This is a genomic window from Clostridium sp. 'White wine YQ' (assembly GCF_028728205.1).
Taxonomy (GTDB): Bacteria; Bacillota; Clostridia; order Clostridiales; family Clostridiaceae; genus Clostridium_T.
The window spans coordinates 1,237,444-1,263,140 of the sequence record NZ_JAQYUU010000001.1; the positions used below are offsets into that span (position 1 = coordinate 1,237,444).

The window sequence follows — 25,697 nt, forward strand, 5'->3', positions numbered from 1 at the left end:
TATATTAATGCTGTTTTAATACGTTGTTACCCAATTCCATTAATTCATTAACCATATTGCTCCATATTATAAAAGATTCATTAATTCCTTCTGGAAAACTACCCAATCTAATAACTTCTAATATATTTTCTTTACATTCTTTTGGTTTAATACCAAAGGTTTCAATATAATCAAGTGTTCTCTTTCGACTTGGAAAATATGTTTTATTAATAGCAAATAATGCTTCAAGGAAATGATCAATTGAAATATCAATTGCAAAGTGATAAAACAATACATCTTTTCTTACTACAGCTCGTTCCAAGTCCTCTGTATCTTCAAGTTCTGTCAGATGATACTGTACAAGTGTTTTAGCTAATTCCTCAGGGTACTTAGATAGCCTCTTCTTCAAATTATATAGAAAATTATTTTTATCAACTAGAACCTGAATATTGCCAAGCATAGCACATCTCCCTATTGGATAATAGTAATTATCTAATTTATCAGGTTGTTCACCTTTAAGTATCGACTCTACATCAGTTAAGGTTTCAGTTTCAGTAAAATACATTAACCATGTTTCAATGCCATTTATTAGTATAAAATCTCCTACTCCCCAGTGACCTCCTTCAAATGTATTCAATTTGTATTCCTGTATCATGTTACCTAAATGATTTATTATTGATTGCCTCTTTTCAAGATTAGGTATCATATCACAATATATAAAAATATCAATATCCCCTTCTCCAACCTTTGGAAGAGATGTTTTACTACCACTAATTCCTATCGATTGCACTTCACCTATTTTTGAAATATTATTTATTAATGTGTCAAGAATTTTTTCTGTTTTATAACCCACTATAAACCTCATTAAAATCCTCCGTAAAAGTACCAACTGTAACTTTTTTCTTATATTGTATCATACTGCCTAGTCTGTATCATCCAAAAGAAAAAAGGATAGCTTAAGGAATTAACCTTAAACCATCCTATATAATTCAATTATTTTCTTATACGTTATAATAGTCAGAAATTGTACTTAGAATAAATAGTATGTACTCTTTATCGTAGCAACCTTTTTCAATTGATGTAGTTTCATCTAACTGAACTTTTAAATATCCTCTTGGGCCATCATAAATAAGTTCTTTCTTAGCTTTATTATATATTACATCAAAAGTATTGTTATAATAATGTGTTCCTGACATACTGTCTTTATATCTAAAGAAAACTGTATTATCTAGAGTTTCCTTATCAGCGTCTTTAAGTATTGCAATTGTTTCTGCATGTGGTATGTATAAATCAATATCTTTGTATTCTTCTAAATTAATTCTTAGGAAAGGTCTATTATCCCATAGAACTCCATATTCATGCTTTGGGTCTCTATTATCTAAGCTTCCTTGTACTTGATCAAATAATGCATCAAGATCCAATTGTTTTAAGTTCTCAACAAATATGTTGCTGATTTGTGTTTTATATTTATTATAGTTATCGATACGTTTTCCCATAGTTTCTCCTCCTAGATCTAATTAATAGCGCATATGTATACTTCGGTCTACCTATATTATAGCACTATTTTCCTAACCTACAATAAGTTCTATGAAAAACATTATATTTATTTGTAACAATTGAAATAAATCTAAATACTTTAATAATAGAATAATCTCTTTTGGAGGAATAATGAAAGGTGAAAAAATTGATTGTATAGATAGTGGGAGTAAATTTTGTCCTTGCCATCTAGCGGAAGCAAATGAATGCTTATTATGTTCCCAATTACATGGAGAATGCTTTTGTGACTGTCTAAACTGGAAAGGAGTTTGTATTTATCAAGGATGGATAGCTAATGGCTCTAAACCAAAGGAAGGAAGAAAAACTTACTCATGTAAAATAGAAGACTGGATATTACTTCAAAAGGATCTATTACTTATTAAATTTAAATTACCTGAAGATCTTGCACTTGATTTAACAACACCAGGTAGTTTTATTTTTCTAAGAACTGATGATAATTTTTATTTTGATATACCAATTTCTATAATGGAATGTGATACTGATGCTAACACAGCAAGTATATTAATTGAGATAAGAGGTATCAAAACAAAACATCTTATAAATACAAAATCAGTTGAGAATCTTGTAATAAGGGGTCCCTATTGGAATGGAGTCTTTGGGCTAAAAAATATAAAGAACACTACAAATTCTAAATGTTTAGTTCTAGCCAGAGGTATTGGAATGGCTCCTATGATACCAGTAATAAAAGCTCTTAAAAATCAAGGAAATGAGCTTGATATTCTTATTGATAAAGCTCCTTTTGATGATGTATATGTTAATGATATATTATCTAATCTTGGATTATCTTATAGCGAAATGTCTTTACTTGATGCTGGAAAGCTTTCTGATAAATGTAAAGCCTATATAAAAGATTCCATTGAAAATAATAATATCAAATTAATACATTGCGGAGGTGCAGATATATTAACCTTTAAAGTAATGCAATATTTAGATACTATCGGTGAGAAAAGTGTTAAATTATCCTGTTGTAATAATTCTAAAATGTGTTGCGGAGAAGGAGTATGTGGAAGTTGCACTGCAAGATTTGCTGGTCACAGAGTAAAAAGACTATGTAAAGTTCAAGCAGATCCAAGAGATATTTTTGAAGGGAGAAGATTTATATGAAGGTATTAGTTGTAGGTGGAGGATGGGCTGGAGTTTCTTCTGCAATATCAGCTAGAAAAGCTGGTGCAGAGGTACACGTTTTTGAAAAGACAGATTTACTTTTAGGTTTAGGTAATATCGGCGGAATCATGCGTAATAATGGACGTTTTACTGCTGCTGAGGAATTAATTGAACTTGGCTCAAGTGAACTTATGGAAATATGTGATAATAACTCTAAACATAAGAATATAAAGTTTCCTGGACATGAACATGCCTCATTATATGATGTTACTTCAATTGAACCTGATGTAAAAAAATTGCTCTTAGACATGGGAATTAATTTACACCTAATTACACGTGTTACAGATATAGACCAAACTGATAAGACCATAAAAGGTATACATCTTTCTAGCGGAGAATATATTGAAGGAGATGTAATTATAGAAACCACAGGCTCAACTGGTCCTATGGGGAATTGTCAGCGCTTCGGAAATGGCTGTGCTATGTGCATACTTAGATGTCCTTCTTATGGCCCTAGAATATCTATAAGTGAAAGAGCTGGAGTTAAAGATTTTTCTGGAGAAAGAAATGATGATAAATTAGGTGCTTTCTCTGGTTCTTGTGAAGTTGCAAAAGATAGTCTTTCAGAAGATTTAAAAGAGGTTTTAGAAAAAGAAGGAGTTGCTGTATTAAAGGTTCCCCCTGAAGATGTTAACTATGGAAAGCTTGAAGCTAAGGTATGTCAGCAATATGCTTTAAAAGAATTTGCTGAAAATATTGTTTTATTAGATACAGGACATGCAAAATTAATGACAACCTATTACCCACTAGAAAAACTAAGAAAAATACCTGGACTTGAGAAAGCAAGATATGTTGATCCTCTAGCTGGTTCTATAGGAAATTCTATAAGATATCTTTCAGTTGCACCTAGAGATAATAATATGAGAGTTATAGGCGTTGATAATTTATTCTGTGCAGGTGAAAAATCTGGTTTATTTGTAGGACATACTGAAGCTATGTGTACTGGAGCACTTGCTGGACACAACGCTGTTAGGTTAGCTTTAGGTATTCCACTATTAACTCTCCCCTCTTCACTATGTGTTGGGGATTTAATATCCTATGCTAATGAAAGATCTAAAACTCGTGAAGGCAGAAAAACAAGATATACCTTCGCTGGTTCTGATTATTTTAACAGAATGAAATCATTAAATTTATATAGCACTAATGTTGAAGAAATCAAAAACAGAGTGAGAAAAGTTAATTTGGATGGTGTGTTTAATCAAAAGCTTATATAAATTTTTAAAGGAACCCTTTTGGGTTCCCTTTGTTTTTATTAAGTAATAAACCTTCTAATATCTATACATTACTCGCTTCATGATCTATTCAATGATTATAACTCTGGCTTTGTAGTAAGCTTCATGTATTCTCGATTTTCTCCAGTAAACCAAGTCCATTCATCACTTAATGTTCAATCACTACGTGGTTTTTCATCCTCCTTGTCCTCAAAACGGACATAATGATTAATAATTTTGAAAGCTGTGCCTTCCGGATTGTATAAAACATCAAATTTTTAAGTGCATAGTAAGCTCTTTCATTTTTAAGTATTATTTCAAAACGATTCTTTACTTCTGCATCTTCTATAGGAATATTGTTTTTCTTATACTGTTCATAATCTTTTTCATAAATTCAGAAGTAACTTACACTTTTCCAATTTATATGCAATATTTGTTTTACATTAAGTAACAAAAACACCATACTAAAATTGTTGTTAATGAAGTAGTTGCAAAATTTAAAACCAACGATTTATCGCTGGCTCTAATTTTTTTCCTTTATATTCATAAAATTTCATTCTTTTTACTCCAGAATCCAAAAGCAGTATACTTATAAAAATTTACAGCTTTTAATAGGATAGCTTTTTTAAACTTTTTACCAATTATTATATTATTACTGTCTTAATAAATACAAGAGATTTTAATCGCATTCACGATATTTAACACCATGTATATTATCTAGTTCAATTTGCCAAGATTTCTCGCCAACTCGTCCTATAATTGCAATGTAATATATAGCATCTTCCTTTATATTATCTTTAATTTGTCCCCTATATAAGCTTGTCCTAAACTTCCATCCACCATCTACTTTATTATTAGGATTATATATTTCCAATATATTATATTTTTTAGACTCTCCGCCATATTCATGCGTTTTCTTTTCCTTTTCAGCTACCTTCAATTTAACCTTTCCATAGAAAACATAATACTCTCCACAATCAGTTTCATCAATCCAAGCATTTAGGCGTTTCCTTCTAATCGATTTAATTATGTCTTCTCTTTCCTTTTTTTCATTTATCACCATTGGATTATTGGTTATACCTTTTGAAGATTCGCCGCCACTATTCTCCCCTGCATCTTTGACTGGTCTGCATAGCATATTTATTATGGAATTTAGTTTATCTTGAATTCTATCATAACTAAGAGAAATGATATGTGATTTAACAAGTTTTCTTGACGCATATACATAATTGTAGGAACAATTTTCTTCATGATTTGCTGTTGGACATTTTCTTAAATGTGCACGATTTCTAGATGTTTTATGCACAAAATATAATTCTGCCTTACGACATTCCGGACAAAACATTTCTCCATTATATTTACCTATGCTACCTTTGTGTAAATCAACATATTCAGTTACTAACTCTATATCTAAAACATCTTTCTTTGTTATATAATAAAATTCTTCAAAACTCTTTCGTTTATCTGCCATAATGATACCTCTCTTTCTTAACAAATATTATATCAAATATGGAATAATCTTTCTATTTATCTTTCTGACTTGAATCTACTGGTTTATTATTTCTATTAGTAAGACTATGTTTATTCTTCAACACAAAATCATCTGCCTTTATATACCAGTCCACATCTGCTCCTTGAAAAGTGGCATTAACAACTGTATCGCAATAGGTTTAATAATTTCAACTTCTGCGTTATAATCAAACTCCTTTAAAGGTACCGTTGCTAGAATGCTAACTTGAATCATTCTTCCTTGCCCTCTTAATTTTAAATCATAAGTACGCTCCTTTATTTCATCTGATAAAATACCATCTTCATTTTGTAAATGAACCTCACGTCTTAAAGCAGAAAACTTAAATTTCCAAATGTAGCTTCCTTATCAATAATAATTTCATTAGCTAATCTCATTTAATTCTACCTTCCTTTCCTTATGCTTCTATCATGTCATCTGCATGAAGAATATAATTTGTAAACCTACGCTTACCAATTTTATAGCCTTCTGCAGTAATTGTTGGATTAATTAGTTTTATCCTTATTTCAACTTCAAAATGCTTTTCGCATGCTTCAACTGGAAGAATCACAACAATATCATCTGCTCTCTAAATATCTGATTATAAATTGTAGCTACATGATAAAATTGTATTACGTCCATTTAGCCTTCTTTATTCAATCTTACCTCCTCCAACATATTCCAAATTTCCAAATGTCTTATCCATGTTTGTGACTACATATTTTAACTCCATACTTTTTACCTATCTTCTTTTTATATTTAAAACAATAAATTTACTTATGACTTTTCTATTCTGACACATAAAAATACCTAAATAACTCAATTTTATCAAGAACAAGCTTTGTGCTGCGCACCCTTGATAAAATCCATTCATTTAGGTAGATAGCAATTAGGCAAAGTAAGTAAAATTGTATTGTCTTTTAATGGTAGTGAACGTTCCTTAATTTTCTTTTGTACCTAAATCAAATTCTTTCTAATTTTCTTCATAAAAAATAGGCGTTCATTTTTGAATGCCTAAACTAAAAAGTAATCCAATAGAGATTGCTTTTGTTATATAATGAGGAAGATACGAAAGAGCTGATTTCAAAACTATATACCCTCAGCCCCTAAAATTTGTATTTATAAGTATCTTCCTTATCTTGAATTTTATATCTATTATTCCCCTTATCAAATATTGATTCATTTCATAAATTTTTCTATTAGTTATTTCGTAACTTTTTTAAATTACAAACCTGTGTATAATGTATTTTATCATCTCTATTATAATTATAAGTATATGTATCAGGATACATACTCTCCCTTATTATTCTTCCAATCTCTATGCACATTCCTGCAGGTGCCGCAACAAATAAATGAATCTCTTCATATTTGTTATATATACTATCTAATTTATTTTTAATAATATTTTTTATCCTTAATACATCATTTCTGTAATTCAAGTATCCTAACCTCGGATTATTAATTTTATATGATAATAAATCATATTTTTTCTTTATAACTTGAGTAATATCTTCCTGTTTTACTTCTGAGCTTACTTCTAATGCTACCGCCAGAGTATCATTATTACTATTAATGAAATTCTCTTTTACTGATATATTATCATCTTTTTCATCAAATACCCAATTCCCTTCATTTTCACTATATTGATATATCTTTATATTGGGTGAATCGTTTTGCATTAAATAGCCTAATGAAATTAGTAATGGTATGTGTGCTATAGGAAATATATGAACATTATCATTTGTTATTTCAGCTATTATAGAATCATAAAAAATCACTAAATCTTTTAAATATTTATTCCAATCATTGTCTGATTTCGGATAAATATTTTTATGTCCAAATTTATAATTAGATGTATTTTTAAGATTATATCTCCTTTTTATTTCTTCATAATCTAAAGGGATACCCATCAACTTAAAATCAATAATTGTATCTATCTTTTTTGATTTTTCCTTATTATACTTCTCTCCTCTTAAATAATATTTACCATGCTTGGCTGCCTCTACTGAATAATCATACATCCATTTTGCAAATGATGTGCTCCAATTATAAAACATATAATAACTTTGATTATTATCAACATCAATGTTACCTAAAATAAAACCTGCCGGATAATCATCAAACTCTGCTCTTGCTTGTTTACAAAAGCATAATTCCATATCCGCAATTCTATCATGCTCTATAATAGCTTGATGGCAATGCCCTCCTAAATACATATCAATCCTATTATCTCTAAATATAGATTTAAGGTTATTTCTTTCTTGTGGATTTAAATCGTCTAATCTATGATGTCCTATTACAATATTAAGATCTTCATTATTTATTGTTTCTAAGCACTTATATACACTATTTAGACCAACATGAATTCTACCATCCTCTACGTTTGAATCATAGCACATCCATGACGTATTTAAGTGAATAATATTTACTCCTTTAATTACTTTCTCAACAAAATGTAAATTTTCTTTTGGATAATCTCTACCTAAAATATTTTTGTATGTCTTAAAAAAATTATTTTGAGCATCTATCAATAAATTTATATTATTACTCTCACTTTCTTCATCTAATATACCACTTTCCCATAATTCTTTTACAATCTCTTCCCTATTATCTGGAACACTTCTACTTAAATCATGGTTACCAGGTACTATAAATACTTTTTCTTTAGCTATATCAAGTCTATAAATTAGATTTAATATAAATTCTTCTGCTAAATCATATCCATAATCTTTATCACTTATATCTCCAGTTATAATAATAAAGTCAAACTTTTCTTCATTATTTAATTCTTCTACTTCATTAATAAGAGCATCTCTCATTATCTTCGTTTTTATCCCATTACAATATGAGTGTAAATCTGATAAGTGTAACCATCTATATTTCATATTCTTTTCTCCTAATATAATTTTATAAAGTCAGCTTTACTTCTTTCATTTATTTTGCATTAATATCACCACTCCATACCCTAATTTCTGTTATCCCAATTATAATAAAAAAGAATATCGACTTTCTAAGGATTTACACTCTCTCAAATTTTCCCCGTGACATTATATCTATCCAACAAGAATCTGATGTATTAACTGTATGGATATGCCCATTTCCTTCCGAAGCCATAAATTCTATATAAAATCATAAATAATATTTTTATACTAAGTATTAACTTTCCACTATTTACAAAAGAACCTATAATGAATTCCCTTTTTAGTTTGTACTTAGATTTTTTTATATAAATTACCATCTTTTTCACATTCAAATATTTCGACTATGTGTTTTGTCTCAAAATCACCAACCCATACTCTAATGCATTTTGTACCAGCTATAAGGAAAAATATATATTTACTAGCAGTTCTATCTTTTATCAATGTGTCATTCCAATCATCCCAATCTACTATCGATGGATCAGGAATAGTTTGTGGGTGAGTATGCCACACTCCCATATAAAAGCTTTTTCTGACTCGTGCCTTAAATAGCAATAGCTTATGGATAGGATCTCTTATTTTAAAATGAACTCTGCTACAAATATCTAATGGGTGAGGATATGTTACATACTCCAAGGAAATATTCCCAGTCATTTCATGCTTGTATCCTAATATAAAACCTCCACCTTCAGGTGCATAATCATCATTTTGAGTCCATTTGCTTATTTCCTGAAATACTTCTGGTAATATATCTACTACTTTTCCGTTAGGAAGTTTCATTTTTATACATCTATTAGCTATCTCTATCGCCACAACATTGACACTTCCCTTCTTTAAAAGTATTTCCTTGATTGATTACACAAGTAGGTTCTACATCTATTAAACAATTATCTTCAAATTCACCTCTAAAGATTCTCTTAACCGTATCTAATATAACACTCGTCGTTCTTAATAGAATTTCAGTACCATAAGCAACTCTTGTAGCTCCGCAGCCATTTCTAATAGTGTTTTGTGTTACTAATTCTTCAGGTAATTTATTTGCCCTATTATTTACTAAATCTCCTTCTTTATTGGTATATAAACATTCAAAACATCCTTTCTTTGAGTAGTCAACTTTCAAAATGTGGCTATTTGTTCCTCCTGCTTCAAGCCAAGAATAAATTACTGGTTTATCATAGTTAGACTCTTTAAAATCATTATTAGCCATAAGTTGTACATCGCTGCTGCCTACCGTAAAAATTATCATATCAAAAGCATGCATATCTTTTTTTAGAATTTCTTGAGTGAGGTATTCATTTTTTTCATTTACAATAATTTCTGGATGCATTAATTCCAAATCATATTTCATAGCTGCCACTTTACTGATATTACTCCATGAAAGCCTTGCTCTATGACGCATTATATTTGCTTCTTCTAATGTGTCTTCATCATATAAGGTTAAATTCCTGATTCCTAATTTCGCCAATTCTGTTGCTAAGTAGCTTCCCAACGATCCAACACCAACTATTGCAACCTTTTTATAAACTATTGATGTATCATTTCCGATTTGTTCATTTAAAAATAAGTAATCGCAACGTTTTGTTTGCACTAGTTCAATTTTTCCAATTTCATTTGCTAATTTACACATAAGTGTTTCTGTTTTTAAACTTTTAAAATATACCAAGCAACAAAAGTTAATTCTATTATTTAAAACCATCATTTCAAATATAAGAAATGCTCTATTAGATTTAACTTTTACTTTTTTTATAGATTCATATGTCTCATGGCTTATTCGTGCTACATCTCTTCCTTTAACAATTTTCAAAATATCATCAATTTTCCAATGCTTATCTTTTGCTGGTGGCAATATCCTTCTATTATCAGTAATTGGAATATAGAATGCACATATATTATGTACAAAGCTCCATGCATCTTTGTCATTCAGTTTAATTCCATTTGTTACGGCTCTAAACATCTTATCTTTATTTTGGTAAACATTCATACTTTGAAACACTCTATCAGGAGCAACATATAATCTCAAAGGGATATCATAACTTACTTGTTCATTCCAATAGTATAAAAATTCTTTTTGAAACTCTTCCTCTATTTCCAATGGTGATAAAGATAATAGATGAATAAGACTGTCTATGATATCAATTATTTTTTCTTCGTATGACATTAAGTAATTAATTATATCTCCTGATTCATGAAGACATACTAAACGATATTTCTGCTTATCTTTACCTATTGGAATTTCAAATTGCATTATATGCGGATAATCATATTGACCATCATTCTTTACTAAAATAAATGGTTTACTAGTCCTTTTTTCTTCTTTTAAATACCAAATTCCATATTCCTTACCCTTGAGTTTGAAAAATATAATATCATCTTCTTCGCATAAAATCTCTATTTCATCATATGTAGATAATATCTCTTTAATAATTTGATTCTCTGCCAAAATTATGCTCCTTTTTACTAGATGCATTTAATGAAGTTGATATATTTACTTGCTTTGCAGGCACTTTAAATTCATCACCAAAAACTTTTTGAACACTTACAGCTGCATCATGTTCAGATTCTTCATTACATGCATCAGTTAAATTTTGTAATGCCGTATTTAATCTATTATAAAATTTAACTCCATATGTATCACTACTGTCTTTCATCTTCTCAAAAACATCTGTCCATGGCGTTACAGGTAAAGATCTTGAAATATCAGCTTTTACAAGTACTCCTTTTTCATATGTTAAAGAAAATTCATTAATAATGCTTTGAATTGTTTTTTGTAAGGATGATAAATCATCATCTCCTTCGGAACTTGTACTTGCAGTAAAGCAATCACATGCAAGAAGAGTTAGTCCTATACTTGGTGGCACTTCGTGATCCAATGTTGAATTATAATATTTCTCTAATTTCCACTTCTTAATATATCGAATAATTCTTCTTAGTTGATTATTACCATTAATCCTATCCATAAGATAGTCGTTTAATCCTTTAGGATCTGCCAGTTCCCACGAATAATTACCTTCAGTTGCAAATTCCTTACCTCTGGCGATATATATATTTCCATTATGCTTTGCATATAATGGTAGATCTATATGCATCCATTCAGTTCCATTTTCAACATAAGATACATTTAAACATGGTTCTTTAATAGTAACAGATCTATTCCATAAATTTATTGCATCCCTACCATATCCTTTAATTTTTCTTGGATCGCTATTTTGAACAATATCAAGTGGAAACATAACTGCAACATCTCTATCAATACTTCCACCATGATTATTTTTAATTGTAGTATGCAACTTATAACTTCCCTGATCAAATATTTCAATATCACTCTTTTTTACTTCAATATCATGTTTCTCGCATTCAGATGGAAAATTATTCCTAAAATTATTCTCCAAAGTTTCTCTTTTTTCTATAAGTTCTTCAACCTCTGTGTCGATTGTGATTTCTTTGTAGAAATCTTCAAACTGCTTTTTTAATTTCATGACGTAACTCCTCCTAACTTTTTATTACCAATCATTTTTTAGAACAATTATTGAAATGAATAAAATTTCTACACCTTTACTTGAGAAGAATTCTTCATTTCAGATCTGCTATTCAAATTTTCACTTAATATAGAACTTATAAATATTCTTGGCTTAAAATCATTAAAACACCACTTTTCATAACTAAATAAAATAAAATTTTCAAGTTACATCGATAATGAACTGTTATCAATCATTTAATACCTTCTTAAAATTCCGATTGCAGACATAATTTACTTTATAAAAATTAACAATTATAAAATAACTTAGAACTATTATTTATTCTTTAATTTTAATATTCTACAAAATTCTAAATATCCCTCTTCTTTTCCACAAAGATACTAAAATGTATTTTTATTTCTTTTTCACTAAAAGTGAAAACTCCTTATTTTTCGTTGAAGCAACACGCAAGTCTCCACATGAGCTATATGTGGAAATACATAAATAATAACATTTGCTTATGTTACAGTTCACCTTCACATATACTAAATTTCTTAACATTTTTACTTTCAACATGATATTTTCTTATAGAATGATATATGTACAACTTTTCTTTAACCTTACAAACAAAAACAACCCACGAAAATCTCAAAATCTGATTTTCGTGGGTTAAATTGTCTATAAACTATAATATTTCAATGTTGTACTTTATGCTTTTATAAAAATTTAAATTAACTAAACAAAAATATATAGTTCTCTTATTTCTTATAAGCTTATATATCTTGTCCTACAGTTGTTTCCACCTTAACATTCACTTCTGTTCTCAAAAGGATAATTAGTGAGATAACCACAACTCCCAAGCACACCAAATTAACATTACGATATCCTGCAAATTGTGCAACCATACCTCCACCAAGAGTTCCTATAAGTCTTCCGATAGTAGAACCGTTTGAATACATTGTTGCTGATAATCCCGGTGAATGAGGCAATAATTCAGCAAAATAGCCTAATCCATTTCCAAATACTACAGCTACAGTTGTTGCCTGAAGTATCTGTGCTGCGATAATCTGCCAAGGTTGTGTAGATATACTTAATACACCATAATAGGCTAATGAGACAAAACAGCTGTAAATCATAAGTTTATGGTTTGATATTTTCTTTGCTATAGCTCCTAATGCAAGCATTATTGGTATTTCCAAGCCTGCAGAAATACTAGCTACCAGTCCAACGTTTTCAATAGAACCATGAAGACTATTTACAATAAAGAGAGGTGTATTGATTCCATTAATAGCATTCAATCCAAATAAAATGGTAAGTGCAATAAAAGGCATCATTATCTTCCTGTTTTTTAACAAGGAAGATTCTGCACTTTCTTCCTTACTAATGTTATTTTGAACAACCTTTCGCTTTTGCAGAAACAGTAATACAATAACTGCAATAATTATAAATACGGAAACTGTTCCTAAAAATAGTCCTTTATAGCCAATACCATTAAAAATCAATGCCCCTACTAATGGCCCTATTAAAAATCCAAGAGAAAAAAGAGAGCGTAATGCAGACATAGCAAAAGTCTTATTATCAGACTTGCTTTCATTGGCAGATTCCTGTGCGTAAGCGAAGATTTGAGGCATTGAGGCTGCCCCTAATCCATTAAATAGAGTTACAGTTATGATTAGTATAAAGAAATTATGAAACAATATAAATGATGTATATCCCATAGCTGATGAAATCATAGCCAAAATAATGACTCTTTTACGATCCATTCCACTGTCTGAACGTTTAGCAATAAGAGAATTCACAATAACTCCACTTATTGAACTAAACGCCATAAAAACACCAAATGATCCTGCACTCATTCCAAGCTCTTCTGTACAATATAATGACAAATATGGCATTGTAACAGAGACTCCTATACCCATCAGTAACATACAAATCGTGAGTAAAGCATATCCTTCGATGCCAAACATACTTTTTAATTTTTTAAACAATTCCCATTCCCCCTTAAGTAAAAAACAATACGTTCATTTTTATTTTATAACCTTTTTGTTGTAACTAATTTGATTCCAGAATTCATTTCTTCAATTGTAATATACATTACTCCAGCAATATAATCCTTAAGAGGATCCTCTACAGGTATAATTTCTGGTCTAATATTTTCCGGTATATATCGAGAACAATTGCTTTCAATTAATTCAAGGTTATTGAACTCAAAACCTTCTCCTCCTATAACAACATACTCAGGATTTATAATGCAATTTATATTAGCAATTGCCGTAGCAATGGCATCTGCATATTCCTCATCTGTATGTTCTCCCTTAACTACTTCATAAAGGGTTTTACCATTACCAAGTTGAAGAAAAGAAACTTCCCCAGCATAATGAGAAAAACCTCTTACAAGCATTCCGTTTGTAATAATACCTGCCCCTATCCCAGAGGTTGTAAAATTTATATAAACCATATTTAAAGCATATGAAGTAGTGACTTCAGCTTCTTTAAGCCTATTATGAGCAAAGCCTGTAGCAATTGCATTAAGGTCATTTTCCATTATAATTGGCAGATTATACTTATCTTCAAGATGAGTTTTAACATTAAAGCTATGCCATTCCTTGAGTTTCATCCCAGTAAATAGCTTTCCATTATATACAGCTGAAGGTACCCCTATCCCAATACATTTAATTGAATCGAATCTTGAAATCAAGGACTCAATAAGTGCTTCTACAGCTTCAGTATATTTAGGTTCTTTAATCTCCACCCTGCTCTCTTCAAATATGTCTCCAGTGGCGTTCCCTACTGCAAAATTGATATGTTTTTCTTCCACACAAAGAGCAGCTACAATAGAATGATTAACATTTATGGTATACCTCTCAGCTCTTCTTCCCCCACTTGACTCATCATATCCTTGATTTAGAACTTCACCTTCAGCTACAAGTGAGCTTAGTATAAGCCCAACCGTTGTGAGACTTATACCAGTTTCTTTAGCTAATTCTGCTTTAGTGGCTGAACCTAATTCTTTTAAGGTATTTTTTATCAAATCGCTATTTAATCTTTTTAAAATATTAGGTCTTCCTGAAATCTCCTTCATATAGTTCCTCCAGAATACAAAAAACTTATTACACAAACTTTATAAAGTTTATGTAATAAGTCTATCATAGTACTATTTAGTATTCAATATTTATTCACGCTCTGTCAAAACTAGAACACTCAGTTTCAGTATATATATGAGCCTCAGATCCTTCTACTTTTATTGAGTCTAAATTACAAAGTTTATTTTCATTATGATCACAACTTACAACATTGCAAGTAAGAGCATCACATGGTCCTGAAGCATTAGTATTATTAGTTAAATCGCTATATTCATATCTATTTAAGAATGAACCGCATACAGTACCACTCTCAGTGGATGCAGTAACACCTCCAATATCAACTCTGTTTGAATAACAAACGCCAGTTTTATTATGTGAACAACTTGTAACGCTACAATTTATTTTTTGCACAAAGACACACTCCTTTATATAAATTTAAGAATATTTTTATTTATTGAAGTATCTATCAAGTAAGCCTTTAAAGGCTCTTCCATGTCTTGCTTCATCTTTACACATTTCATGAACTGTATCATGAATGGCATCTAGATTATTTTGTTTAGCTATTGTGGCTAGCTTCTTTTTACCTTCGCAAGCACCATATTCAGCTTCAACTCTGGCTGATAAGTTAGATTTAGTATCTGCCACCACAACTTCACCTAAAAGTTCAGCAAATTTAGAAGCATGCTCTGCCTCTTCCCATGCAATTCTCTTATAAGCTTCAGCCACTTCAGGATAGCCTTCACGATCAGCTTGACGAGACATAGCCAAATACATTCCGACCTCAGTGCATTCACCCATGAAATTAGCTCTTAATCCTTCTAGCAATTCATCATCACAACCCTCTGCAACACCAATTCTATGTTCATCTGCAAAGTTTAATTCATCGGTCATTTCTTTAAATTTGTCAGAACCGGCTTTACAAATAGGACAAACTTCCGGTGGTGTATCCCCTTCATGGACATAACCACATACAGTACAAATAAATCTTTTCATTCAAAATTCCTCCATAACAGTAATTAGTTATTATAGGTGTATTAAACCTTGATTACTATTATCTCCTATTTAACAAAAACTATTTATAATATAAAAAGAGCCCTAAGGCTCATATTTACAATTAGGATAAAACCTTATAGCTCCAGCTAGGCTAAATAACTTTATTTCTGTTTTCTTAACATAGTCTTCTTTTAAACTTCTATGCATTAATAATGCTTGATGTATATCAGACGGAACTTCACTTGCAATATTAATTAATTTTTTCATCTCTGGATCTAGTTTATATTTCTTCAGTTCTCCATAAAAAAATCTTCTATTGTATTTTATTATATCCATTAGTTTTTCATAATTTGAACCTTTAAATCCATCAGACAGAGAATATCTAATACTGATTAAATCCATAACAACTTCATTTAATAGCTTTTGCATTTCGATATCCTTATCTATTTTCCTAAAATAATCAGTTAGTATTAATCCTGAAATAAGCCCTGTTGATATTCCGATTATCATATTACCTCTTTGATTTCGAATAAACTCCCATACGCTATAGTTATGTTTAGTAATCATAGAACCCACTAATACTGCTACAAGAAATAACGACATCAAGACAAAAACATTAACCTCAACTTTTTTCTCAACCATTTTAGTTAATTTCTTAATTATCCTATTAAACATTCATTCACCCCATTCTCTCATACTAATTTACCCATCAAAAGTAAATCAACTTTAATTTCATTGGTACGAAAAATTGAAGCTTTCTTTATTTAATAACTTATCTTATTTATATTAGCATTTCTTTAGCTATAGACATTTTTCTAGAAAAAAATAAAGCTAGGGAATTCCTAGCTAAGATAATGCACTATAAAAATCCACGTTGCTTAATAACTCCTACAATAAAAAAGAATACCCAACCGGGAGTAAAGGAGTTAAGCAACTTTATTAATGTACTTGAATTTTGACCATTTGATAATTGAAGTATGGTAACCATTAATTTACTAAAATACCCACTCAGATATGGAATAGTGATATTGTTATCTTGAAGTGTAACAAATATTGCTAACAGAAAAATTGTCAAAACTATACCTTGAATAAAACTTGAAAAGATCAATGAAAGAAAAGACTTTCTTGTTTTACTCTTGGTAAAAATCCATCTTATAAACGATAACACACCAAATACAAATACAACAATAAAAATATATGAAAATATAACATCCACATTAATAGATGGATCTGGCATAATATCTATATTTAGTTTTTTCTCTAAAATATATAGAAAAAAAATAGTAAGTATTGATAGGATTAAAGATACTGATGTATAACTTGGTAAAGACCTTTTAGATTGGATTTCATTCCTTATATATTTACTATTAGCTTTTTTAATATTTTCATAATCTATTGAATTAGTTTGCTTTGTCCAATTAGCATTTTCTGAATTAGAAGAATCATCATATGGGTTAATAAATGGCTCACCATAGCCGTAATTATAATATGTTTGACTTTGTGAATTATCTTCTGATACTTCATTACTATTCGCAGTATAATCTTTTTGAAAGTAGTTATTTTGTTCTTCTTGTCTTTGATCATAATTGTTTATGCGATCACGCAATACATCATCATAATTCTTTTCACTATCACTAACATACCCTAAATTTTCACCATTTCTTCCGTATAGTGTATTCCCTTCAACATATGATCCTCCATCGCCATAAACATATTTTCTACTCAAAAAATTTCCTCCAGTACTTATTTAGTTCTATTTATTATTATGAATTAAAATTCAAAATTGATAATAATATTTAATATAAAAAAGCTAGGAATTTTCCTAGCTTTTTTTACTTTCTTATCGCTGATACAATTATATAAATTAGTATTAAGGATATAAATAAATCCTCTGCTCCACCAGTTTTAAATAATTTAAGTCCTTGATATTTTTTGTGGAATGGATATAATAATGGAACCCCTGTCTTTGTTAAGGAATCTAGTAATAAATGTGTTAAATAATTAATTCCCCAAAGCACACCTAGTTGTTCATTAAATGTAAATAGTAAGTAAGAACTACCTACTAATGCAATTAGTGAATGAGTTAAGGTTCTATGCTTTATTCCAAGATATACATCCCAATCTGGTGCTATGGATCCTACTAATGCTATTGGAGCTATTAGCATATTATCTTTTGTAATAAAAGTTATTGTAGTGGCAATCCCCATAGCTAAATGTGTTTTCTTTAGCATGTTTGATTTACCTCTTATTTTGCTATTTTTCTCTTATAAATTATAGCATCTATTAGAACTATTGCAATAACTACTATTGTTCCTTTAATTAAAAAAGTTCTTAACTATAATTATACACATGCTTCTTCAAAATCAGAATTCAATATATGTTCTGGAAAGGTTTCTTCTGCAACAAAGTCTGTTGTAGGTACAGTTTCATCTACTTCGTCTAAACTGACATTGTCTAACCAAATTTGACCTTTTCCAGTTAATAAAACACCAACATTAAGAATTTCTGCACCATTAGGTACATCTAATACACAGGAATAGAGATTCCACTCTGTAGACCCAGAAATTGCTCTACTTTGCATATTATCAAATTTCAATAGTTCTCCGTGCTTTCCATCTATTCGAAACCACAATCCACACCATTTTTCTACATCTTTAGTTTTTACAAAACCTTTAAAGCACATTCTTTTGCCATAATAATTTTTTGCACTAACTTGCTGCATAATGGTACCAAATTCTTGGTCATAAATATCATCAGATGCCGAATAAAGTGTTGCTGATTTTGATCCCATATGAAAAGTTTTGGAATCAATGCATGCCACATATTTTTCTGGAGAACCTCCTGTAACAATCCAATTTTTAATTTGATTTTGTTTATCCATAAATAATCCTCCCGTAATTAAGTTTTTATTGATAGAACGATATTTGCCTGGAGGTAATTGATATACACTTTTAAACGCTCTTGTAAATGCTTCCTGCGATTCAAAACAAAGTGTTTGAGCAATTTCTAAAATTGAAAAATCAGTTGTTCTTAAAAAAGATGCTGCATGAGAAAGTCTTCTTTTTCTAATATATTCGTATAAAGATGTTCCAACTTCTTTTTGAAATACTCTTATAAAATAATATTTTGAATACCGAACTTCACTAGAAATTTCATCTACGGTTAACTCTTTATACAAATTTAATTCTATATATTCCAATGCTTTCCGTACTGTATCGCTGTGTATCATCAACCTCACCTCCTGTTTAAGTAAATTATAGCATGTATTTCCTTTTCATTTTTGATTAATCTTGCTCTCTTATTCAACCTTTTCAGAATTTTTATTATAATTCCTCAATAAGTGGTGAGTTTAAAAAGAAAAGGACATTTTTCAGTAAATCGATTCACTGAAAAATGTCCTTTTAATGTTTCTGAAAAATCTAATCTTAAAGTCACCCTTATTTCGCAATTTTTCTCTTATAAATTAGGGCAGCAATTATTGAAATTGCAAGAATTACTCCTATAGTTATTGGTAAAATATAATTTTTCTTAACTATTCCATCGGTAGTGTATGTAAGAGTTATTTTTGTGTTTTGATCTATTTGTCCTAATTTATACTTCCATATAGCTGTATTATCTCCTGATTTATCTGTAGCATTACTACTTACTATTCTTCCAGGAACAGTTATTTGATTAGTAATTTCTACGTTTTTAACATAATTAATTAAAGTTGCATCATATGCACTGGTTCCGCCAGTTTGATTTATTGCATCATCTACAAGCGAGCTATTAACACTAAGATTTATTGTAACTTGATTTTCTGTAACTCCTTTTGCTTCATTAACGCTTATAGTAGCATATCTTTTATCTGCTAGTAACTTATTTACATCATTTAAATTATTAAACTTAATGCTAACTTCCTCAACATTATTATTATCTTTTACATACTTAGATGTTTCAAAACCAAGTTTTTTCATCTCATCTGCATTGATAAAATCTCTACCAACAAGTCTAGCTACAACATTATCATATAATACTTGAAACTTAAAATCTCCGGAACCATCTTTATTTATATTAGTAAATGAACTCATCTTTACAATTCCGCAGCCTACTAAAAACAAGGATAGTAGTAATATAGCCATTATCGAAATTCTCTTTTTCATATATAACACACCTTTATAATTTAATAATTATAGTATTTACTTTGAACTCGGAAAAATTCATTAATACATATCTTTGATATAATAAAAAAAGATGATTTCTATTAAATAATAGAAATCATCTCTCTTAACTCTATAAAATACTACACTTCAAAAATCCAACCTTCTGGCGCTTTAACATCACCTATTTGAATTCCATATAGTGTATCATATAATTTCTTAGTTATTGGACCTACTTCAGTTTCGCTATAGAATACATGAAGTTTATCTTTATACTCTATACCACCGATTGGAGTTATAACTGCTGCTGTACCACATGCGCCAGCTTCCTTAAACTCATCTAGATTTTCAACAAAAACATCTCTTTCCTCTGTTTCTAAACCTAAATATTCTTTTGCTACATGTAATAATGAATACTTAGTTATACTTGGAAGTATTGAAGGTGATATAGGAGTTACAAATTTATTATCCTTAGTAATACCAAAGAAGTTAGCTGAACCAACCTCTTCTATTTTTGTATGAGTTGCAGGATCTAAATATACACAATCTGCATATCCTTTCTTTGCAGCAATCTCATGAGGCATTAAACTTGAAGCGTAATTTCCTCCAACCTTTTCTCCTCCAGTTCCATAAGGAGCTGCTCTATCATAATCTGCAATCATAAAGTTAACTGGAGTCATTCCTCCTTTGAAATATGGACCAACTGGTAAACAGAAAATACAGAATAAGTATTCTGGAGCTGGTTTAACACCTACATTATCTCCTACACCAATAACAAAAGGTCTTATATATAAAGTTGCTCCTGTGCCATAAGGTGGAACATAAGCCTCATTTGCCTTTACAACTTGCTTTACAGCATCAATAAACTTTTCTACTGGTACTTCAGGCATAAGTAATCTTCTACAACTTCTGTTCATTCTTTTTGCATTTTCATCTGCTCTAAAAAGTTGTATTTTTCCTTCTTTAGTTTTGTATGCTTTTAGCCCCTCAAAGCATTGTTGTCCGTAATGTAGTGCAGTAGAAGCCTCACTAATTTTTAACATATTGTCTTCTACTAAGCTTCCTTCATCCCATTTTCCGTTTTTCCAAGTAGAAATATAACGGAAGTCTGTTTTCATGTAAGCGAACCCCAAGTTCTGCCAATCAATATTTACTTCTTTCAAAATAAATTACCCCCTGTCTTATAGTTTAAAAATTATTGAAATCTAGTGAGTACATTTAAAATCTTATATTTAAATGCATTCAGCAAACTTAACATACTACCATTCTACAACAAAAATCAAAATTTTTATACTTATTGAAATAATTTTTTGAAACTTTTTTCCTATGAAGACAGGTTTTATAGGGTTTTTTATAGGAAACTTAACTTATTCCTATTTTAAAATGTCGGCCTCTGGACATTTTCAATCATGAATAAGTTATTAGTTGAACTTAAAACCCTATAGGGTTTTTGTTTTAATATTTAACTAATTAAATCGTTAAAACTCTCTTTTTTAAAGTTTCTATTTGAATATAGGTTTTTTCTATAAATCTCCTTACCATCCTTTTTACTCTTTATCCTAACAAAGCCAATGTAGTCACCTTTTAAGATATTTTTCTTTGGCTTTATAAAATAAATTTCAGAATCAATTCCGTCCTTAGGTACTTCCATGGAAACTTCATTTAATTTTAATAATCCTGATGTTATTAGTTTTTCATTTGGAATACTTACTTTAAATAAATCTTTGCATTCACTATAATTTGCCTTTACATATTGATAAATTTCATTAGTTTCGTTCCACCTATTAGGACAATTTAATACCACAATTATTATATCTCTATCTTCATATCTAACTGAAGATACTAGGCATTTTCCTGCTCCACCAGTATAACCTGTCTTTACTCCATTTGCTTCAGGTATGATGGATAAAATCTTATTTATATTAACGTAATCTCTGGTAAAATTAAACTTATCTTTCTTAATTTCTTTTGTACCAACTATCTCCCTAAAAACTTCATTTTCCATGGCCTTTCTTGTTGCTAATGCTAAATCATATGCAGTAGAATAATGATTTTGAGTATCTAATCCATGCGGAGAATTAAATGAACTATTAACTAATCCAATATTTCTACTACATTCATTCATATAAATATAGAAGTTATCTAAGGTTCCTCCAATATGCTCTGCAATAGCAATTGCTGCATCATTTCCTGATCTATACATAAGCCCATAAAGTAATTCTCTAAGCGAAATTTGTTCTCCTGCTCTATATCCAACAGTTGAGCCTTTAATATTAGCAGCACTTTTACTTATCACTACCTTTTCATCAAGCTTTCCCCTATTTATTGCTACTAGTGAAGTTATGATTTTAGTTGTACTAGCCATGGGCACGATACTATGAGCATTTTTTTCATATAATACAGCCCCACTTTTACCATCAATAGCTACTGCTGCTCTTGCATCAATTCTCATTACTTTTTCTTTTGCAGCTGGTTTTACTTTTGCAAATACACCTTGCTGTATAACTAACATAAAGATTAACATAAACGAACCTATTTTATACTTCATATAATCACCCCATTTATATTTTGCATATAAAACAAATTTTAATTCATGTGTTATATGTATAATTATGGAACAAATGGTTAAAATAATTATTAAATCCTAGGTGGTGAATTATATGTTTTATGCTCTTTTTACTTTATTTCTAATAATAATATTATTTCCTATTCCAATAAAATTTAGAGTTGAAATTGATGAGTTTAAGATTAAAGTCTTTTTATATAAAAAATTAATTTTAGATAAGGATATCTTTTCATTAATAAAAAAAGAGAAAGCAAAACCAAAAACAAAAGAAAAGAAGAAAGACTCAAGAAAATATAAATTAGATTATTTAAATATAGTTAACTCGTTAAAAAAATCGACCTTTAAACCTATATTAAAATATAGACTCCAAATAGATTATGATTTATCTGATGCTTATCCAACTGCAATTTTAAATGGATTAATTACTCCAATAGCATATGTGATTCATGGTCAATTAATTAGATTTTTAAAAGTTACAAATTACAAAATTAAAATCACACCTAAATTTAATAATAGTTTTTATTTATATTTTTCATTTAAAGGAATAATTTATGTAAATTTAGTTAAAATAACTATTATTGGTTTTAAAATTTTGAAAAGTATTAAAAAGGAGGTGTCCCCTTTAAGGGAAGCATATGGACAATAGTCATCCAATTGAAAACTTAATGAGATGTACCATGGAAAATCTAATTCAAATGATAGATGTTAATACAGTAATAGGTGATACAGTTCAAACTAATGATGGTAGCTTCATAATACCTATATCAAAAGTAAGCTTTGGTTTTGCTTCTGGTGGAAGTGAATTTGGTTCTGAAAAAACTAATAAAGCTACAAACTCAGATTTTCCATTCGGAGGAGGTTCAGGTGCTGGTGTGTCTGTGAAGCCTGTAGCATTTTTGGTCTTAAGAGAAAATTCTATTAGACTCTTACCAGTTGATGTAAATAATACTTATGATAGAATTGTAGATACAATTCCTCAAATTATTGAGATTATAAAAGAAAGTATGAACAAACAACCAAAAACCAATTGTTATTCAAGTGAAACTCCTAAAAATGAATAAACTAAGAGCATCATAAATTAATTTTTATGATGCTCTTATTTATTGGGTTTTTATAGGAGACTGAACTTAAAACCCTATTTTTACTCCATAGATTCAAATTCTTCTTTAATTTCTTCTTCTTCCTCATCTGCAGCTACAAAAAGATCTATAGATGGCATTTCTTTTAAGTCTTGTAATCCAAAAGCTCTTAAGAATTCTTCAGTTGTTCCATATAAAATTGGTCTTCCTGGAACATCTAATCTTCCTATTTCTTTAATTAAGTTTCTCTCCTGAAGCTTTTGAAGAGCTGAATCACTCTTTACACCTCTTATATCATCTATATCAATTCTTGTGATTGGTTGCTTATATGCAATTATAGCTAAACTTTCTAAAGAAGCTTGAGATAAAGATTGTCTAATATTTTTCTTTAATAATTTTTGTATGTAATCACTATATTGAGGCTTAGTTACAAATTGATACGCATTTTGGATAGATATTAGCTTAATACCTCTTCCTTCATCTTCAAATTCCTTTTCCATTTCCATAAGTAGAAGTTCGCATTCTTCTAAGCTGCATTCAATTATATTTGCTATATCTCTTGCCGGTAATGGCTCTCCAGCTGTAAATAATAACGCCTCAATAATAGATTTTAAGGTTTCCTTTTTTGAAACCTGCTTAAATTCAAACTGATTTATGTCAATACTACTCATTATCCATTCTCCTTTTAATAAGAATTTCACCAAAACTGCCTGTTTGGAATACATTTATAACCTTTTCTTTAATTAACTCAAGTAGTGCTAGAAATGTAACTACTGTTTCCATTTTACATTCACTTGAACTTATTAGATCATCAAAGGAATATGTCTTCCCTTCTAGTATGTAATTTGTTAAATCTATCATTTTATCTTCCATTCTATATCTATCAAGTTGAACAGTTTTACTCATGTTTGAGTCTGAAACATCGTTTCTTCTATTTCTTACTCTTTCCATGAGTTCATTATATATTTTGTATAAGCTTAACATTGTTACATTCTTAAGAATATCTTCATTTGATACATCTGACTTTTCTTCAGGAATAATCTCAGGTTTCTTAGAAAAAACTATCCCTGTATATAAGCTTTTTTCTCTTAAGTACTCAGCAGCTGCTTTAAACTTTCTATATTGAACAAGCTTTTCAACTAAAGATAACTTAGGATCTTGATCATCATCATTTTCATCCTTTGCTTTAGGAAGGAGCATTTTTGATTTTATTTCAATCAAAGTGGCAGCAATAACTATGAATTCAGAGGTTATTTCTAAGTCCATCTCTTTCATACTTTGCAAATGCTCTAAGTATTGATTAGTTATTTCAAAAATCTTTATATCATATATATCCATCTTATTTTTTCTAATAAGATGGAGCAATAAATCAAAAGGACCCTCAAAGTCCGCAATTTTTACTTTTAAAGCTTCCATTAAATATCTCTCCTAAATTATTTATGAACACATTATATAATACCATCTCATTAGTTATTTAACAATTAGGAATGTAATTTAATGGTACCAAACAAAAATGCCATTTACGCATTTATAATCTCTTTTATTTTTTCTACAGTTTCACTTACAGTAAGATTACTTGTATCAATCTTAATTGTATCCATATCTTTATATAGTTTAAGACGGTCTAAGCTTCTATTTATGCAGTCTTCATCCCTTAGATTATTTTCTACATCTTTTCCTATCCTCTTTCTTAAACCCTCTTCTGAACACATAAGAGTAATTTTATAAACCTCATATTCTATATTATCGAGATTTTTTAAAATACTTTCAAATATCTCTTCTAAATGAATCACCCAATTAAATACTATATATTCTATAGAAGAATTATTTAAAAAACTATTAAGTAAATAGTTTATGTTTTTCTGTACCATTTCTATATTTTCTTCATTAGCTACAAATGGATTAAGCATCCAGCACCAATCACCATCTAGCCATACTGAGTTATCAAGACTTTTATATAATTCTCTACAGGTAGTAGTTTTGCCTATACCCATTGCACCATTTATGATTATTAACTTCTTCATTATCTTACCCTCCATTATCAAT

The 25,697-nt window shown here is 29.5% G+C and carries 26 protein-coding genes and 2 pseudogenes; 4 read left to right on the forward strand and 24 right to left on the reverse strand.

Annotated elements, in window-relative coordinates; all coding sequences use genetic code 11:
* Positions 1-4 precede the first annotated feature (4 nt).
* Together PTZ02_RS06210 and PTZ02_RS06215 are read right to left on the reverse strand one after the other, a co-directional pair.
* Positions 5-844 (reverse strand): DUF4037 domain-containing protein, encoded by an 840-nt coding sequence (locus PTZ02_RS06210; RefSeq protein ID WP_274226936.1) that lies wholly within the window; start codon positions 842-844, stop codon positions 5-7.
* A 136-nt stretch (positions 845-980) separates the two neighbouring features.
* Positions 981-1,475: a hypothetical protein gene (locus PTZ02_RS06215; RefSeq protein ID WP_274226937.1), complete on the reverse strand. Its 495-nt coding sequence runs from the start codon at positions 1,473-1,475 to the stop codon at positions 981-983.
* Positions 1,476-1,647: 172 nt separating this feature from the next.
* Here PTZ02_RS06215 and PTZ02_RS06220 point away from each other — a divergent pair, with 172 nt between their 5' ends.
* Positions 1,648-2,640 (forward strand): sulfide/dihydroorotate dehydrogenase-like FAD/NAD-binding protein, encoded by a 993-nt coding sequence (locus PTZ02_RS06220; protein WP_274226938.1) that lies wholly within the window; start codon positions 1,648-1,650, stop codon positions 2,638-2,640.
* Positions 2,637-3,914 carry an FAD-dependent oxidoreductase gene (locus tag PTZ02_RS06225; protein ID WP_274226939.1) on the forward strand — a complete coding sequence of 426 codons (1,278 nt, stop codon included), beginning with the start codon at positions 2,637-2,639 and terminating at the stop codon, positions 3,912-3,914. Before PTZ02_RS06220 ends, PTZ02_RS06225 begins: the two co-directional genes overlap by 4 nt.
* A gap of 101 nt (positions 3,915-4,015) precedes the next feature.
* Here the strand turns inward: PTZ02_RS06225 and PTZ02_RS06230 are convergent.
* The 19 genes and pseudogenes from PTZ02_RS06230 to PTZ02_RS06320 all read right to left on the reverse strand — a co-directional run.
* Positions 4,016-4,302 (reverse strand): annotated as a pseudogene (locus PTZ02_RS06230) (replication initiation factor domain-containing protein); the annotation flags it as partial.
* 288 nt (positions 4,303-4,590) lie between these two features.
* The gene (locus PTZ02_RS06235; protein ID WP_274226940.1) at positions 4,591-5,382 is read right to left on the reverse strand and encodes a hypothetical protein; all 792 of its coding nucleotides are present in this window, start codon (positions 5,380-5,382) and stop codon (positions 4,591-4,593) included.
* Between the two features lie 52 nt (positions 5,383-5,434).
* Positions 5,435-5,816: pseudogene (locus PTZ02_RS06240) on the reverse strand (YdcP family protein).
* A 20-nt stretch (positions 5,817-5,836) separates the two neighbouring features.
* Positions 5,837-5,995, reverse strand: coding sequence for a DUF961 family protein (locus PTZ02_RS19695; protein WP_443112620.1), 159 nt, complete (start codon positions 5,993-5,995; stop codon positions 5,837-5,839).
* A gap of 622 nt (positions 5,996-6,617) precedes the next feature.
* Positions 6,618-8,303 (reverse strand): SAVED domain-containing protein, encoded by a 1,686-nt coding sequence (locus tag PTZ02_RS06250; protein WP_274226941.1) that lies wholly within the window; start codon positions 8,301-8,303, stop codon positions 6,618-6,620.
* 327 nt (positions 8,304-8,630) lie between these two features.
* Entirely contained in the window at positions 8,631-9,149 is a 519-nt protein-coding gene (locus tag PTZ02_RS06255) for a Mov34/MPN/PAD-1 family protein (RefSeq protein WP_274226942.1), read from the reverse strand.
* Entirely contained in the window at positions 9,130-10,776 is a 1,647-nt protein-coding gene (locus tag PTZ02_RS06260; RefSeq protein ID WP_274226943.1) for a ThiF family adenylyltransferase, read from the reverse strand. The genes PTZ02_RS06255 and PTZ02_RS06260 overlap by 20 nt, the downstream gene beginning before the upstream one ends.
* Positions 10,754-11,812, reverse strand: coding sequence for a cyclic GMP-AMP synthase DncV-like nucleotidyltransferase (locus PTZ02_RS06265; protein WP_274226944.1), 1,059 nt, complete (start codon positions 11,810-11,812; stop codon positions 10,754-10,756). The genes PTZ02_RS06260 and PTZ02_RS06265 overlap by 23 nt, the downstream gene beginning before the upstream one ends.
* 752 nt (positions 11,813-12,564) lie before the next feature.
* Complete coding sequence (locus PTZ02_RS06270; protein ID WP_274226945.1) at positions 12,565-13,758, reverse strand: sugar efflux transporter; 1,194 nt, start codon at positions 13,756-13,758, stop codon at positions 12,565-12,567.
* A gap of 65 nt (positions 13,759-13,823) precedes the next feature.
* The gene (locus PTZ02_RS06275) at positions 13,824-14,873 is read right to left on the reverse strand and encodes an ROK family protein (RefSeq protein ID WP_274226946.1); all 1,050 of its coding nucleotides are present in this window, start codon (positions 14,871-14,873) and stop codon (positions 13,824-13,826) included.
* A 94-nt stretch (positions 14,874-14,967) separates the two neighbouring features.
* A complete protein-coding gene (locus PTZ02_RS06280) occupies positions 14,968-15,285 on the reverse strand; it encodes a DUF1540 domain-containing protein (protein WP_274226947.1) in 318 nt (105 codons plus the stop codon).
* 36 nt (positions 15,286-15,321) lie between these two features.
* Positions 15,322-15,867: an NADH peroxidase gene (locus PTZ02_RS06285; protein ID WP_274226948.1), complete on the reverse strand. Its 546-nt coding sequence runs from the start codon at positions 15,865-15,867 to the stop codon at positions 15,322-15,324.
* 102 nt (positions 15,868-15,969) lie between these two features.
* A complete protein-coding gene (locus PTZ02_RS06290) occupies positions 15,970-16,542 on the reverse strand; it encodes a hypothetical protein (protein WP_274226949.1) in 573 nt (190 codons plus the stop codon).
* A gap of 184 nt (positions 16,543-16,726) precedes the next feature.
* A complete protein-coding gene (locus PTZ02_RS06295) occupies positions 16,727-17,593 on the reverse strand; it encodes an oligosaccharide flippase family protein (protein WP_274226950.1) in 867 nt (288 codons plus the stop codon).
* A gap of 106 nt (positions 17,594-17,699) precedes the next feature.
* The gene (locus PTZ02_RS06300) at positions 17,700-18,098 is read right to left on the reverse strand and encodes a metal-dependent hydrolase (protein ID WP_274226951.1); all 399 of its coding nucleotides are present in this window, start codon (positions 18,096-18,098) and stop codon (positions 17,700-17,702) included.
* Positions 18,099-18,208: 110 nt separating this feature from the next.
* Complete coding sequence (locus PTZ02_RS06305) at positions 18,209-19,096, reverse strand: helix-turn-helix transcriptional regulator (protein WP_274226952.1); 888 nt, start codon at positions 19,094-19,096, stop codon at positions 18,209-18,211.
* Between the two features lie 208 nt (positions 19,097-19,304).
* Positions 19,305-20,009 (reverse strand): hypothetical protein, encoded by a 705-nt coding sequence (locus tag PTZ02_RS06310; protein WP_274226953.1) that lies wholly within the window; start codon positions 20,007-20,009, stop codon positions 19,305-19,307.
* A gap of 140 nt (positions 20,010-20,149) precedes the next feature.
* Positions 20,150-21,172, reverse strand: coding sequence for a branched-chain amino acid aminotransferase (locus tag PTZ02_RS06315; RefSeq protein WP_274228070.1), 1,023 nt, complete (start codon positions 21,170-21,172; stop codon positions 20,150-20,152).
* Positions 21,173-21,468: 296 nt separating this feature from the next.
* Positions 21,469-22,554: a D-alanyl-D-alanine carboxypeptidase family protein gene (locus PTZ02_RS06320; protein WP_274226954.1), complete on the reverse strand. Its 1,086-nt coding sequence runs from the start codon at positions 22,552-22,554 to the stop codon at positions 21,469-21,471.
* Positions 22,555-22,666: 112 nt separating this feature from the next.
* Here PTZ02_RS06320 and PTZ02_RS06325 point away from each other — a divergent pair, with 112 nt between their 5' ends.
* Positions 22,667-23,218, forward strand: a complete 552-nt coding sequence (locus tag PTZ02_RS06325; protein ID WP_274226955.1) for a DUF2953 domain-containing protein — start codon at positions 22,667-22,669, stop codon at positions 23,216-23,218.
* Positions 23,208-23,633: a GerW family sporulation protein gene (ytfJ, locus tag PTZ02_RS06330; RefSeq protein WP_274226956.1), complete on the forward strand. Its 426-nt coding sequence runs from the start codon at positions 23,208-23,210 to the stop codon at positions 23,631-23,633. Before PTZ02_RS06325 ends, ytfJ begins: the two co-directional genes overlap by 11 nt.
* An 80-nt stretch (positions 23,634-23,713) precedes the next feature.
* Here ytfJ and scpB read toward each other — a convergent pair whose 3' ends face one another.
* The 3 genes from scpB to PTZ02_RS06345 all read right to left on the reverse strand — a co-directional run bounded on the left by scpB (position 23,714) and on the right by PTZ02_RS06345 (position 25,678).
* A complete protein-coding gene (gene scpB, locus PTZ02_RS06335) occupies positions 23,714-24,322 on the reverse strand; it encodes an SMC-Scp complex subunit ScpB (protein ID WP_274226957.1) in 609 nt (202 codons plus the stop codon).
* Positions 24,315-25,067 (reverse strand): segregation/condensation protein A, encoded by a 753-nt coding sequence (locus PTZ02_RS06340; protein WP_274226958.1) that lies wholly within the window; start codon positions 25,065-25,067, stop codon positions 24,315-24,317. Before PTZ02_RS06340 ends, scpB begins: the two co-directional genes overlap by 8 nt.
* 104 nt (positions 25,068-25,171) lie before the next feature.
* Positions 25,172-25,678, reverse strand: coding sequence for an AAA family ATPase (locus PTZ02_RS06345; protein ID WP_274228071.1), 507 nt, complete (start codon positions 25,676-25,678; stop codon positions 25,172-25,174).
* Between the last annotated feature and the right edge of the window lie 19 nt (positions 25,679-25,697).